Origin of the sequence: Clostridium sp. YIM B02569 (assembly GCF_022320765.1) — a bacterium.
Taxonomy (GTDB): domain Bacteria; phylum Bacillota; class Clostridia; order Clostridiales; family Clostridiaceae; genus Clostridium; species Clostridium beijerinckii.
On record NZ_JAKJJX010000025.1, the window covers coordinates 74,815 to 90,457 of the forward strand.

A 15,643-nucleotide genomic window follows, 5' to 3' on the forward strand; every position below is an offset into this window, starting at 1 on the left:
ACATGGGAAGCTCGACTCGCGTACACTCGCTGAGTAAGAGATTCACACCAAATCACAGATTTGGGTTCTTCTCAATGGCATATTGGTTTAATGGGCTTAACATGAGCAATCTATTTCATTGCCTAATGAAAAATAATAATGGCATTTTGACTCGTTATTTCATTTAATATGCTAAAAAAGAAATTTACAAGTAGAATTTATTATATATAAGAGAAAGGGAAGCAAAGATGGATACTAAACAAAAGATATTTTATGCTTTAAAAAAATACTACGGATTTGATACTCTAAGAGGAGGGCAGTTCGAGATTATAAATAGTATTTTAAATGGTGTGGATACTTTTTGTCTTATGCCTACAGGGGCAGGGAAATCTATTTGTTACCAGATTCCAGCTATAATTATGCAAGGTGTAACTATAGTTATATCTCCTTTAATATCGCTTATGAAGGACCAAGTGGACAATCTAGTTGGGGCTGGGATTAAAGCCGCATATATAAATAGTACTCAGAATATGGACACTATAAGAAGTATATTAATTGAAGCATCTATGGGGGAGTACAAGATAATATATATATCACCAGAAAGATTAGAATCCAAAATATTTAGAGAATTGATTAAAGATCTTCATATATGCCAAATTGCTATAGATGAAGCACATTGTGTATCTCAGTGGGGGCATGATTTTAGGCAGAGTTATTTAGGAATATCAGATTTTTATAAAAGTCTTAAAGTTAAACCTATAATATCAGCGTTCACTGCAACAGCAACAAGTGAAGTTAGAGAAGACTCAATCAAATTATTGGGGTTAGAGAAACCTTATATATATAAAGGCGATATTAATAGGGAAAATCTTAGTCTTAATATACTTAAGGAAGTAGATAAGATTGAAACTGTTAAGGATATAATTAGAAAAAATGAAGGTGAATCTGGTATTGTATACTGCGCGTCAAGAAATGAAGTAGATAATTTATATTATTATTTAAGGGATCTAGGATTTAATGTTGGTAAGTATCATGGTGGACTCAAAGATGAAGAGAAAGAAAGATTTCAAGAAGAGTTTTTATATGAGAATTTAGATGTAATTATTGCGACTAATGCATTTGGAATGGGAATAGATAAGTCAAATATTAGATTCATAGTACATTTTACTTTTCCTCAAAACTTAGAATCGTATTATCAAGAGATAGGAAGAGGAGGAAGAGATGGAGAGAACTGTGACTGTTACTTATTTTATTGTGAAGAAGATATAAGTAGAGTGGAATATATTATAAATAGAAGTTCTTCCATGAATAGAAGAGAAATTCAGCTTAGAAAGTTCCAATTTATGATTGATTATTGTAATTTAAAGGAATGCTATAGAAAATATATATTGAATTACTTTGGAAATGATCGGAAGCTAAATTACTGTAATAAATGCAGTAACTGCTTAAACGATTATGAATTAAAAGATTTTACAAAAGAAAGTCAGATGATTTTGTCCACAGTTTTTAGAACAAAAGAACAGTATGGAATATCAGTTCTTGTTGATATTTTAAAAGGTTTTAAGGGACCTAAAATAATACAAAATAATTTAGATAAAGTTACAACATACGGAATAATGAAGGAATATGGAAGTACCTTTATAAAAGAGTTGATAAAAAAATTACTAGATGATGGATACGTTGATTTGAAAGAAGGCACATATTCAATGTTAAAACTTAATTCTAGATCAATTAGAGTTTTAAAAAGCAAGGAATCAGTTGTATTTAAGATATTAGATAGCAGGGAGCCTATAATAAATAAAGAGTTATTTGAAGCTTTAAAATCTTGGAGAAAAGATAGGGCATATAAGGATAAAATAAAGCCTTATATAATATTCTCAGATACAAGCTTGATTGCAATATCTAATAGTAGACCTAGAACATTAGATGAATTGTTGGAGATCAGAGGAGTTGGAACAAAAAAAATTGAAGCTTATGGGGGAGAGTTATTAAATATAATAAGAATGTTTGCGCAAAAAGAAGCTAATTAACAAAAGTATCTAAAAATTGATACTGCTGTGGTAAAATGGGTTATAATGAATAATATAAACTAGTAGTCAAGTCGATATTATAAGTTAACTTAATATTGACTATGTTTTATGTTAAAATATATTGAAAGATTTTAGAATCATATTTGAAGGGCTATATGTTAATAAGAGGAGTTTAGTTAATGAAATATTTTAATAAAGATATAGAATCAGTTTTAAAAGAGCTAGATGTCAATTTAGAGGCTGGTCTAAATGATTCATCCATAAGAGAGAGAGCTGAGAAGTATGGGAAAAACGAATTTACTCATAAAAAAGAAGGAAATATATTTGAAGAAATAAAAAATGCGTTACTGGAACCCATGATGCTTATTCTTTTGATAGCGGCTTTAGTTAGTGCAATTATTGGAGAATATTATGATTCAGTTGGAATAGTATGTGCTGTTGCAATTGGAATAACTATTGGAATAATTACAGAAGGAAAATCAAAAAAGGCAGCAGAAGCTTTGGCCAAAATGACAGAAGATATTGTTGTAAAGGTGTTGAGGAACGGCAAAGTAACTCAAGTAGGAAAAAATGACTTAGTTCCAGGAGATATCATATATCTTGAAACAGGAGACATGATACCAGCAGACGGAAGATTTATTGAGACAATAGATTTAAAGGTTAGGGAAGATATGTTGACTGGTGAATCAGAAGATGTTACAAAAAATGCTCAAGTAATTATTAATATGGAGGAAATACAAGTAAAAGAAAATAAAGAAATACAGGATCCAATTCCAGCAAAGCAAATTAATATGGGATTTGGCGGAACTCTAATTGCTTATGGTAGAGCGACAATGGTTGTAACTTCAACTGGTGATAATACTGAAATGGGTAAAATAGCTCAAACTCTTCAAATAGATGAAGAAGAAACACCTCTTCAAAGAAAATTGGGGGATTTGGGTAAGACAATCACTAAAATATCAAGCGTTATAGCAGGTTTACTATTTATATTTATGGTTACCAAAATGATTCTATCTGGTGATTTGAATATAAATACATCAGGAGTAATATCGTTTTTAAATTCTATAGATCCTATTAAAACAGCTTTTGTTGTATGTATTGCTTTAATAGTTGCAGCGGTGCCAGAAGGGTTGCCAACTATGATTAATATGACGCTAGCAATAACAATGCAAAAGATGGCTAAGATTAATGCGTTAGTAACAAAAAAAGAAGCTTGTGAAACTATAGGCTCTGTTAGTGTTATTTGTTCAGATAAAACAGGTACTTTAACTGAGAATAGGATGACTGTAGAGAATCTTTATTTAAATGGAAAGTTCTTTGATGATAAAAATGATATAGATGATTATTTTGTGAAGAATTGCCTTGTAAACTCAACGGCAGATATAAGTTTTGAGGGAGATAAGTTAAATTACTTAGGTAATTCAACAGAATGTGCACTACTTTCATATCTAGAGGAATATGATTATAAACAGGAAAGAAAAGAAAGTGAAGTGATTCATCAAATACCATTTAACTCTGAAAATAAATTCATGGCTACTGTTATGAAGATTAAAGGAATGAATGTAGTACTCGTAAAAGGAGCGCCTGAAATACTGTTATCAAATGCTACTAATGAAGTTATAAATAATAAATTTATAGATCTTACACAAGAGAGAAAAAATGAAATAATAAAAGAAATACAGAAACTACAGGCTAAATCTATGAGAATTCTAGGGTTTGGATTTAGGATTATTGAAGATGTAGAAGCAGAGGCTGCGATTACAAGTGAGATAAGTATTTTAAAACCTAAACTATTAGATGGAAACAACGGACTAATATTCAGTGGTTTTGTTGCCATAAGAGATCCACTAAGGGAAGATGTAGCTAAAGCTATAGAAGCAGCTAAAAGAGCTGGTATTGAAACTAAGATGTTGACTGGGGATAATATAAATACAGCCATAGCAATAGGAAATGAGCTTGGAATGCTTAAAGGTGGGAAAAAAGCAGTAGAAGCTACATATATTGATACTTTAAATGATAAAGAATTAAGAAATGAGATTGAAAATATAGCTATTGTAGCTAGAAGTAAGCCGGAGACAAAAATGAGAATTGTTGAAGCTCTTCAAAGCAATGGGGAAGTAGTTGGAGTAACTGGTGATGGTATAAATGATGCGCCAGCATTAACAAAGGCAGACGTTGGAATAGCTATGGGTATTTCAGGATCAGAAGTCTCTAAAAATGCTGCAGATATAATATTAACAGATGATAATTTTACTACTATCATTGATGGAATAAAGTGGGGAAGAGGCGTGTATGAAAATTTTCAAAGATTCATACAATTTCAGATTACTGTAAACATAATAGCATTTTTAGTTGCAATAATTTCGCAAATATTAAATTTTGAAATGCCATTTACTACGATTCAATTATTGTGGATTAACATAATAATGGATGGACCCCCAGCACTAGTTCTAGGGTTAGAACCAATTAGAAAGAATGTTTTTAATAGAAAACCTGTAAATAGAAATTCAAGTATAATTACAAAAGGTATGATTACTTCAATAATATTAAATGCAATATATGTTACATCAATTTTACTTATACAGATGAAGTACAATATCTTAGGAGCATCCACAGAAAAAAACGGATTTGCAAGTGAGATGGAAACTGTTTTATTTGGATTATTTGCATTTAGTGCACTATTTAATGCATTTAACTGCAGAGAATTTGGGGCAGAAAGCATATTTCCTAACTTTTTTAAGAATAAGATAGCTATTCAAGTAATATTTATAACTGGATTGGCTCAAATAATATTTACTCAAGTATTTACTACTTTCTTTAGCTCAGTTGCTTTATCGGTGATAATGTGGAGTAAAGTTTTAGGGTTAGCATTTATGGTTATAGTAGTAAATGAAGTTATAAAATTTATTATAAGAATGTTTAGAAAATAATTAAATAGTGTTATTTAAAAGCTAAGGGAAGTTAATTTAACTCCCCTTATTTTTATGCACTTTTGTTCTTAAAAAATAGCGGTGATAAAGGTAAGAAGTTAATAGGGTATTTAGTGATAATATTCATATTTATCATAAAATTATGATAAAAGTTAAATATTGATTAATAAGTAAAATAGGATATAATATAATTGATAATAATTTTCAATGAGAGATAATTTAAGTAAATTAAATATGATTTAGAGTTTAATTTTATATAAATGGTTTTAATTTGATTTAAGGAGGTATGATTATGAGTATGTTATTTAGTAGTGAAGTTTACCACGATATAATAGAAAGTATGGTTGCAGCATTGGATGCAAAAGATATTTACACCGCTGGACACTCTACTAGAGTTGGAAATATGGCGAATAAGCTTGGTATGTATTTAGGGATACAGAATGAAGAATTAGAGATTTTGCACATTGCAGGGCATTTGCATGATATAGGTAAGATTGGGGTTCCTGATAGTGTTCTAAATAAGAGAGGTAAACTTGACCTACAAGAGTGGGAGCTTATGAAGAAGCATCCAGAGATAGGGTATAAAATATTAAGCAAAGTAAAAAGCTTAGATATTATTTCAAAAATAGTACTACATCATCATGAAAGATGGGATGGAAGAGGATATCCAAATGGATTATGTAAGGAAGAGATACCATTAGGATCTAGAATAATAGCAGTTTGTGATTCTATTGATGCTATGAAAAGTAATAGACCTTATAGAAAATTAATAAGCGATGAAGAATGTAAGAATGAAATAATTAAAAATAAAGGTATAATGTATGATCCTGAAATAGTAGATTGCATCATTAAAAATTGGGGCGAAATTACACAAGAATATGATCCTAACAATGAATTCTATATTGTGATTTAATCGTCAAGTTTTTATAAATATTTGAAAAGTATTTTAATTATCTTAATTGAATTAAATAATTATATTCAAACACAGTAGATTTTATGATATTATATTTAGTAAGAATAGCAAAATTAGTAAGGCGGTGAGAAATATTGGATCAATATAATGATGATATGTATCATGGTGTTGTAAGAAGTATGGTTGCAACCTTGGAAGCAAAAGACTTCTATACATATGGTCATTCGACTAGAGTAGCAGATATGGCTTATAAATTAGGAGAAGTCTTGGGAATGACAACGGAAGAGCTCGAATTAATACATATAGCAGGAGATCTGCATGATATTGGTAAAATTGGAGTACCGGATAACATTCTAAATAAACCAGATAGCCTGGAAGTAGGTGAATGGGAATTAATGAAGAATCATCCGTATATTGGATATAATATACTAAGTAAAACAAGTACGTTTGAAGATATTTCTAGGATAGTCTTATATCATCACGAGAGATGGGATGGAAAAGGATATCCTAAAGGATTAAAGGAAGAAGAAATACCGTTTGCATCAAGAATATTAGCAGTTTGTGATTCTATAGATGCAATGAAAAGTGATAGGCCATATAGAAAATCCATAAGTGATGAGTTATGCAAAGATGAAATAAAGAAGAATAAAGGAATAATGTATGATTCGAAAATAGCTGAATGCATGCTCAACAATTGGAATAAAATAGTTAATGAACTTTATAATTAGGATTGTAACTATGTATAGATTTTTTCTATAGTATAGTTACAATTTTTTTGTTTAAAATTTTATTTGAGGCTGGAAGTTTTTTGTATATAATAGATTTAAATTAATATGATATAAATAAAGCAGAAATATAAATCGTAAATTATATGAGGGGTGATTGAATGCTAGACTTTAAGAAAGAGATAATGAATGGATCTTTTAACAAAGTTAGTAAGGCAGATAAAGAAGCAGGAAGTATTAATGTAAATTTTAAGTCTAAAGATAGAAGTGTTGATATTAAGGTTTCGGGAAAAGGGTTGCTTTTGGCTGGATTTATAGCAGTGGCTCCAACTGCTATATGTGTTTTGGGAACTACTGTGACAGCATGCTTGGTAGCTAACAAAATATATAAAAGAAGAAAAAGGCTAGAAGAGATATAGTTTATGAAGTGGGAAATTAGATATATGTAGTATAGTAATAATTCAATTAAACATATATCTAATTTTTAATATTAAATAATTCTAGTAAAGTATTTACAAGTATGGCAACTTACCACGTATCAAAAAATTATATATTTCAGATTCATTTAGATAAACGTCACCTATTATCCCATGAATTCTATAAAATTCTTTGCAACTGTGGAAATCTGACCCAGCTGTGTAAAGTAAGTTTCTATCACTGGCTACTTTTAAGAAGTATTCGGTATCATTTTCTGTATTACTGAAGTATTTAGCTTCAAGTCCATCAAAGTCCATTTCTATGATTTTTTCAAAATCAGATTTGTTTAAAAGTACAGGATGTGCCAAAACCACTGTAGCTCCAAAAAACTTTAGAATCTTTATGCCAGTCTCTACAGAAAGTTTATCCTTAGTATTATAAAAATCTAGATTTTTTCCTAGCAATTTTTTTATATTTGAAATTTTATGATTCTTTACATTTTTTAATACTTCAACTAAAAGCTCATTTTTATAGCTATCATCTTTAAAGTAGCCTAAAACATGAACTCTGGAAGAATTGTATTTAGTTGAAAGTTCAACGCCAGGAATGACTCTTACACCAAGAGATTCACCAGCCATGATAGCTTCATCTAAACCTGATGTACTATTATGATCTGTTATAGAAATAATATCAACCTCTCTTTTCTTGGAAAGAATGACAATCTCCCTAGGGGTGCACTTTCCATCTGAGAAAGTTGAGTGGATATGGAAATCACCTTTTTTATACATTATAACTCCATTGAAATATTATCTATTTCTAATATATGATTTTATTAAGCAGGTGTTAAAGTGATTAATTGTTATATTTGCATAAAAATTAACCTAATTAAAAAATTGTGTTAACATAAATTCTTTATATTATATATATGCTGTAACAATAAATTTGTATTTAAATTTTTAAAGACATAAGTACTTAAAGAAAAAATATATATGAATATAACTATTTTATAATAAATTTACAATAAATCAGAAGGAAAAAAGACAATTATATAGTCTGTTTAGCTATTATAAAATATTTTAGAATAAAATGGGTTGAAAAATGTCGAATTTATGGTAAAATAATTATATGGAAAAACTTTTATATGTGGTTCTGAAAACGATTTTACAGGGAGTTATACATAACTATATGTAAGATAACAGAATAACAAAAGAAGAGAGGAAAACTAATGAAGAAAACTTTTTTTACAAGAATTACAAGTACAGTTATTATGGCTGCAACAATTGCTACACTATCACCGTTAAAAGCATCTGCTGAATGGACTCAAAATGATGATAGAACATGGAGCTATAAAGAAGGAAACAAGGTAGCTAAAGGATGGAAGAATATTTCAAATGAATGGTATTATTTTAATGAAAGTGGAAGAATGAAAACAGATTGGACTTATGATAAAGGAAATTGGTATTACTTAAATAATTTAGGAGTAATGCAAGAAGGTTGGAATAATATCAATGGAACCTGGTATTATTTTAATAATAGTGGAGTGATGCAGATAGGTTGGATTCAGGATAATAATAAATGGTATTATATGAATAGCAATGGAGCAATGCAAACAGGAATTCAAAATATTGCAGGAAAGATTTATTGCTTTGATGAGTCTGGAAAGTTAATAGAATCATCAAATGATTCAAGTAAACTTTTGACTAATTCAGCATATGATGGACAAGCTAGTAATGATACTATTGATATAAATGGACTTCCTCAATTACCAAGAAATTATTCTATAAGTATACAAACAATGGCAGAAGATAAAATTTTTGAGTTAATGAATGAAAAAAGAACTGAAGCAGGTCTAAAGCCTTTAGTTATGGATAATGAGTTAGTTCAAGTAGCTAGGTATAAGAGTAACCATATGATACAATACAATTATTTTGACCATACTACTCCAGAGGGCAATAATTGGACAAGCTGGCTAAAAGCAATTAACTATGAATATACTACAACTGGAGAAAATATAGCATACAACAATTATGAACCAGTTGAATTATTCAATCAGTGGTGGAATTCGCCGGGGCATAAGGCAAATATGATGAATCCTTCTTACACTAAGGTTGGTATAGGTGTAATTAGTGGTAATGATAAATATATGGGAACTCAGACTTTTTCAAATTAATATTTGGACTAGTATGTTGTTAATATAAATATACATGATACATAAGTTAAGTAAGAACTGCTGATTATACAAAATAATTAGCAGTTCTATATAAGTTGCGTTAAAGAGTTATCTATATTATTAACGGTTAAGCATATATAATTAGTATTAATATAGGATTATAATTCAACTTATATACTATTTGAATTATTATTTTGTGAACTTAAAACAAGTTATTTAAACCTTTACAAAGGGTGCCTTATATTATATAATAAATCATGCCAACGAATTATAAGAATAGTTAAATTATTCCGCTAGGTGGAGGAATCAATAGATATAAAGTTTAAATACTAAGAAGTAAAAGATGTAATATATTAGTAAAGATATTAAATAAATTATTAAGAAGAGAAAAGTGAATTTATGTGATAATGATATTCATTAAAGGGAATTATCAAGTATTAAACCCAATATTTCGAGTGAAAATGAAAGAGGAAATATTGGGTTTAATATTTGATATAACAGTTTTTATTGTTTTTAGAAACTTTATAGATTAGGATTAACGTGTTACGAATTAGAAGAGAAGATATTAGTAAAAATACTTATTTAAAATAAAGCGAGGAATTACAGAGATGCAAACAAAGTATGAAATGGTTGTTAATATTTTAGAAAAAGAAATGTTGGAAGATAGATATAGTTTGAGTAAAAAACTTCCTACAGAAGAGGAACTGATAAAAAAATTTAATGTTAGCAAAAATACTATAAGAAAAGCTATAGAAATATTAGTGACTAAAGGTTATGTTTATAGAGTGCAAGGCAGTGGGATATTTTTAAGGGAGTTTGCAAAAAATGGTTGCGCCCAAATAAGAGATATAAATGGTTTATCAAAACAGTATTCTAAGGAAAAGTTTGAAAGTAAGGTTGCTGAATTTTCGTTAATTAATGCAGATGAAAAATTATCAAATAGAATGAAATGTGATATTGGCACAAAGATATATTATATTAAAAGAGTAAGATATTTAAATGGAGATCCAATTGAAATAGAGGAATCTTACTATAATAAAGATATTATTCCTTATTTGAATGAAGAAATATGTAGTAAGTCTATATTTGATTACATTACAAATGATTTAAAATTAAAAATAGGATTTGCGGATAGAATAATAACTTCTGAAAAATTAACTGAAGAAGAAGCAAGTTTTTTGAACTTGGAAAAAGATGATCCAGCTTTAGTTTTAAATAATACTATATTTTTAAGTAGTGGAATAGTATTTGATATTTCTGTAGAGAAATTTAACTATAAAAATATGAAATTGATAAGCTTGACTAGTATTAACTAAATAATTTAATGTTATATGTTTTACTAGTAAATTTATATAGATATTACAAATAAGTGTCTATATTATTATCTTAATTGAATAATTGGTTTGATGGGGTTTTAAAAGTAGATTTATTATATAAAATATATATTTAAAATTATAATAAATCAAGTATTTAAATAAGCTTAAATTAATATAGAAATCATATTTAATTGTATGAATTAGTGATTTATATAGTTAATAATTTCAATTATCTTGGGTGAATAAAAAGGCTTGCACTTTATATTATATAAAGGGTAGGCTTTTTTGTGTTATAAGTTTGATAAATAGAAAAGATGTCAAATAAAAGTTAGGAATCAATAAAATCTATTTTTAACTAGATATTGATAAAAGTGAAATCATGTCGCTTATTTTTACAATTGAATAAACTTTGTTATAATATTAAGGTATGAGAAATTTAATAAAATAGCGAGGAGATGATCCCAAATGATAAAACTTATTGCATCAGATATGGATGGGACACTGTTGAATACAAAACATAAAATAGATAAAGAGACCGTATCTGCTATTAAGCGCGCTGAGAAGGCAGGAATTATATTTGCAATTTCAACAGGAAGGGAATATGATACTGTTAAACCTCTTTTGATGGAAAGTAATATAAGATGTCAATGTGTACTTATGAATGGGGCAGAGTATAGAGATGAGGATGGAAATATTCTAGAAGAGATAAATATAGAGCTAGAAACTGCAACTAAAATTATAAATATACTTCAAAGAGAAAAAGTATCTGCAAGAATATTTACTAATAAAGGAATATATACTACAGACACTAAAGAGGAAGCTTTAAAGGAAATGGCATATAGAACGTTATCCTTTAATCCAGAGCTTACTCCAGAAGAAGCTTTGGAACTTGCCAAAGTTCAGCCATATTTTGTTCAACTTAATTACATTTCTGATTTGGATAAATTTTTAAGCAGTGGTATAGAAATTAGAAAGTTTGTAGCTTTCCATAAAGATATAGAGCTTATAAATAAAATGAAAAAAGTTATTGGAGAATTGAAAGGAATTGCTGTTTCATCTTCATTCAGGGATAATATAGAGATTACGGATATAACTGCTCAAAAGGGCATTATACTTGCAAAAGTAGCTGAAAAAATGGGATTTGAAAGAGATGAAGTTTTGGTGCTAGGAGATAGTTTTAACGATTATTCTATGTTTACAGAATTCAAAGAATCAGTTGCTATGGGAAATGCTATTCCTGAAATAAAAGAAATAGCAAAATATATAACTGATACAAATGACAATTTAGGAGTAGCAAAAGCAATATATAGAGTTTTAGAAGAACAGAAATAAAAAGAAATTATATGATTGCGCTTTAACGTCTAAGTAAAGCAGTTTTATCATGGCGTTATGCCAATGGCACAGATATGATGTAGCTTTTTATATTGAAGCCAAAGAATTTTTACATTCTAATTCTTTGGCTTGAAATAAGTATTGATATCTAAAAGGCTAAAATTCATTATTTGTTTTTTAATGTATATTTTGATATTTCAGTTTTTATTATCTGAGATTGAGAAGCTAATTCTTCTGTAGATGCTGCTAGTTCTTCTGCTGTTGCAGAATTAGTTTGAACTACTTGAGAAATTTGATCAACCTTACTGGTCATTTCGGTTATAGCTTCAGTTTGGTCTTCAGAGGCTACAGCTATTTCTTTCACTAAATTAGTAGTATCATCGACATTTTTAACTATTATATCTAATGCAGCAGCAGTCTCTGTAGCCAGCTTTTCTCCATTAGCTACTACATGCAATGAATTTTTTATAATCTTAGAAGTATTGTTTACGGCTTCGGCAGATTGTTCAGCAAGATTTCTGACTTCGTCTGCAACTACAGCAAAACCTTTTCCAGCTTCACCGGCTCTAGCTGCTTCAATAGCAGCGTTTAATGCTAAAAGATTAGTTTGAGAAGCAATTTCTTCTATTGCTTTTATAATTTCAGCAATTTGTTTTGAGCAGATAGTTATTTCTTTCATAGATTCCATCAATATTTGCATCTTTTCGTTTCCTTCTTCTACAATATGTTTTACATTAATGGAAAAACTTTTAGCTTTATCTGCATTGTTAGTAGTATTATTAACCTTTTGCAGTATGTTCTTAAAACTAGTAAAGAGCTCTTCAACAGCACCAGCCTGGTTAATAGAACCTTCAGAGAGTATTTGGGTGGTTGAAGATAATTGCTCAGAACCATTAGAAATTGATGAGATTGATTGATCCATATTCTGAAATATAATATTTAAAGAATCGATAATATTTTTTATTGATTTTTGTATAGGATTAAAATCGCCTATATATGCTATTGAATTATCTAAATGTATATCTAAATCTCCATCTGCTAATCTTTCCAAAGTGCTTGTTATATCATTAATATAAGAAAGTAACATTCCGATAGAATTAGTTAAATCGCGGGACATTTCACCCATTTCGTCTTTTGCATTATATTCAGTACTTATCTTAAGATTTCCATGAGCTAGGTTTTTTGCAATATCCTTAATATGATTAATCCCTTCAAGTAATACATCATTCAATACCCTAATTAACAATAATGATATCACAATTAACATTATCATAATAAACGTAATAGAAATTAGTGATATACTTCTATAAGTATTTGAATTAGTAACAAAGGAATTAGCATCTTCTTGGGACGACTTAAAAAGCTTAAGTATACATTCTTCAGACTCTTTAATTTGTGAAGAGTAAGCATCTTGGCTAACTTTCATTACAGCCTGATTGGTTTTTGATTTCAGCAAGTCACTTAATTTTTCTCTCTTATCATCTAAATCATTTACATTTGATAAAAATTCATTTAATAATGATGGATCTCCCTTATGTATTTCTTTTAAAATTTCTATATTTTTTGAAAGAGCTATGGATTCTGTATCAGCTTGCTCCAGATAAAAGTTCTTTATTCCTGGATCTGTTTCTGTGACTGATCTAAACATGTCCATTTTTATTGTTTGTAAGTTTACTCTAATATTAGAAATAGTTTCAGAAACTTTATATGGTCCATTATATAGTGAATTTGTTTGCGATGAAATAAACAATATTATGCATATCACAGCTACCATAAGGAAAGAAGTAAGTCCTAAAATTGCTGAAAAAGTTATTTTAAATTTTGTATTAATAGGATAGTTACTAATAACTTTTTTTAATTTATTATACATATAAATTCTCCTTTAATAAAAATGACATTAAAAATATAGGCGCAAGGTATTTAATAATAGTCTAAGTATAAAGTTAGTAAGCATTAATTTTAAAATATGTATAAATATTGAAGTGTATTTGTATAATTACAAAAAACATTCTAAAAGTTGGGTTTTAAAATAAATTTAGTAAGGCATAAATTCAAGCAACTTTATCGTATTGAGTATACTCAGCGTGATGAATATCTTTTGAGGTTAATGTGCTTTAGTAAGAAATTTTAATTTTGGGACTGAGCATGTTTTTTAATACTATCAACTTTATAAATAGATAGTGTCGCCATTGGAGACAGGGATTTTTTTTGATTTATTTTAGCGATTTAATGGTAATGTATTTTATTTAGAATAGTATTTATTAGGCGACTTAGGTCAGAAAGTAATCTTTAAGACAAAGTTGGATGAGCATAGAATCATGGGAAATAAAGTGTTTATTTTTTAGTTCTCTTTATATTATTTGTATAATCCATAGTGGTCATATTTTATGTGAGTTCTTGTTTAACAATTAAATCATAAAACATAATTATCCACTATGGATGTTTATTGGTTAAGTACCTTTTTATATTAGTGCATTATAATATCAGAATTTATAATGTAGAGAATTTATAAATGGTTTTATCTTTATATACTTCTCCAGATCTAAGTATTGGAGATTTAAATTTACTACAGTTTATAGAGTTAGGAAAATATTGAGTTTCTAGACAAAATCCATTTCTACGATTATAAACAGATTTATTTTTACCTACATCTGAGCCATCAAGAAAGTTCCCGCTGTAAAATTGAATTCCAGGAGTGGTTGTATAAACATCCAATACTATTCCAGAATTTTCATCAACAGCTTGAGCAGCTTTTGAGCTATCACATCCATCGGTATTTAGTACCCAGTTATGATCGTATCCTTTTCCAAAATCAATTTGTTCATAATCACTAGTTATATTTTTGCCGATAGGAGTTAATGATCTAAAGTCCATAGGAGTTCCGGCTACCTCTTTTATTTCGCCTGTAGGAATTGAATATTTATCATTTACTGTAAACTTATCTGCATTTATCATCAATTTTTGATTAAGAACGTCACCAGATGAATGACCAGATAAATTAAAATAAGCATGATTTGTAAGATTTACGACTGTATCTTTATCAGAAGTTGCACTATAATTTATCTCTAGAGCATTATCTTCAGTAAGCACATAAGTAACTTTAACATTAAGGTTACCAGGATATCCCTCTTCACCATCTGGGCTAAAATAAGAAAGCTCTAATGTATTAGGAGAATCTTCAACTATTTTTGAATCCCATACTACTTTATCAAAGCCTTTTAAGCCGCCGTGTAAATGATTTTCCCCATCATTCTGAGCTAAAGTATATTCTTGATCATTAAGGATGAACTTTCCATATTGAATTCTATTTCCAAAACGTCCTATTAAGGCACCGAAAAATTTATCTCCTTTTAAATAATCATCTAAATTATCATATCCTAGCGTTACATCAATTAATTTACCATCCTTATTCGGAACTAAAGATGAAACTATTGTACCACCGTAAGTAGAAATCTCAACTTTCATTTTGTTAGAGTTTGTTAAAGTATAAATATAAACATCTTTTCCATCAGGCATTGTTCCGAAAACATTTTTTTCTATTGCCATGATAACACCTCCGTATTTAATAAATTACTACATATTTTTTAGTATACATTTACATAATTAAAGATATCGGTTTCATGTATGTACAAGTATATTATATTACATTAAAATTGTACATACAATTATTTCTAGAAATTATTTTGGAAATATATTAAAATAATATAAATATATGCTTAATAATTACATTAATGGAGTATTAAAACAATAAAAATTATTATAGTAACAAAATAAAAAATATATCTTGCAATTAATTTCCTATATTTTAATATTAATTCAGCCTTAGCTCAA

General features: G+C 28.5%; 11 protein-coding genes. 8 read left to right on the forward strand and 3 right to left on the reverse strand.

Translation table 11 applies throughout. From position 1 onward, the window contains the following. The first annotated feature begins 227 nt into the window (after positions 1–227). The 5 genes from recQ to L3B96_RS20590 all read left to right on the forward strand — a co-directional run bounded on the left by recQ (position 228) and on the right by L3B96_RS20590 (position 6,996). Entirely contained in the window at positions 228–2,009 is a 1,782-nt protein-coding gene (gene recQ / locus L3B96_RS20570; protein ID WP_238948445.1) for a DNA helicase RecQ, read from the forward strand. Positions 2,010–2,188: 179 nt separating this feature from the next. Beyond that, the gene (locus L3B96_RS20575; protein WP_238901235.1) at positions 2,189–4,939 is read left to right on the forward strand and encodes a calcium-translocating P-type ATPase, PMCA-type; all 2,751 of its coding nucleotides are present in this window, start codon (positions 2,189–2,191) and stop codon (positions 4,937–4,939) included. A gap of 292 nt (positions 4,940–5,231) precedes the next feature. Continuing rightward, a complete protein-coding gene (locus L3B96_RS20580; RefSeq protein ID WP_017211121.1) occupies positions 5,232–5,852 on the forward strand; it encodes an HD-GYP domain-containing protein in 621 nt (206 codons plus the stop codon). 131 nt (positions 5,853–5,983) lie between these two features. Continuing rightward, positions 5,984–6,580 carry an HD-GYP domain-containing protein gene (locus L3B96_RS20585; protein WP_038457986.1) on the forward strand — a complete coding sequence of 199 codons (597 nt, stop codon included), beginning with the start codon at positions 5,984–5,986 and terminating at the stop codon, positions 6,578–6,580. A gap of 158 nt (positions 6,581–6,738) precedes the next feature. Then, positions 6,739–6,996: a hypothetical protein gene (locus L3B96_RS20590; protein ID WP_238948446.1), complete on the forward strand. Its 258-nt coding sequence runs from the start codon at positions 6,739–6,741 to the stop codon at positions 6,994–6,996. 93 nt (positions 6,997–7,089) lie between these two features. On the opposite strand, the gene L3B96_RS20595 is transcribed toward L3B96_RS20590, so the two are convergent. Further along, the gene (locus L3B96_RS20595) at positions 7,090–7,782 is read right to left on the reverse strand and encodes a PHP domain-containing protein (protein WP_238948447.1); all 693 of its coding nucleotides are present in this window, start codon (positions 7,780–7,782) and stop codon (positions 7,090–7,092) included. Between the two features lie 437 nt (positions 7,783–8,219). On the opposite strand from L3B96_RS20595, the gene L3B96_RS20600 reads away from it, so the two are divergent. The 3 genes from L3B96_RS20600 to L3B96_RS20610 all read left to right on the forward strand — a co-directional run bounded on the left by L3B96_RS20600 (position 8,220) and on the right by L3B96_RS20610 (position 11,812). Beyond that, on the forward strand, positions 8,220–9,164 hold the full coding sequence (locus L3B96_RS20600; protein WP_238948448.1) for a CAP domain-containing protein: 945 nt from the start codon (positions 8,220–8,222) through the stop codon (positions 9,162–9,164). A 608-nt stretch (positions 9,165–9,772) separates the two neighbouring features. Continuing rightward, positions 9,773–10,480, forward strand: coding sequence for a GntR family transcriptional regulator (locus L3B96_RS20605; protein ID WP_077830890.1), 708 nt, complete (start codon positions 9,773–9,775; stop codon positions 10,478–10,480). Between the two features lie 465 nt (positions 10,481–10,945). Continuing rightward, complete coding sequence (locus tag L3B96_RS20610) at positions 10,946–11,812, forward strand: Cof-type HAD-IIB family hydrolase (protein ID WP_238901231.1); 867 nt, start codon at positions 10,946–10,948, stop codon at positions 11,810–11,812. Between the two features lie 166 nt (positions 11,813–11,978). Here the strand turns inward: L3B96_RS20610 and L3B96_RS20615 are convergent, their stop codons facing one another. Together L3B96_RS20615 and L3B96_RS20620 are read right to left on the reverse strand one after the other, a co-directional pair. Then, positions 11,979–13,682: a methyl-accepting chemotaxis protein gene (locus L3B96_RS20615; RefSeq protein ID WP_238948449.1), complete on the reverse strand. Its 1,704-nt coding sequence runs from the start codon at positions 13,680–13,682 to the stop codon at positions 11,979–11,981. A gap of 620 nt (positions 13,683–14,302) precedes the next feature. Next, positions 14,303–15,358: an aldose epimerase family protein gene (locus tag L3B96_RS20620; RefSeq protein ID WP_238948450.1), complete on the reverse strand. Its 1,056-nt coding sequence runs from the start codon at positions 15,356–15,358 to the stop codon at positions 14,303–14,305. Between the last annotated feature and the right edge of the window lie 285 nt (positions 15,359–15,643).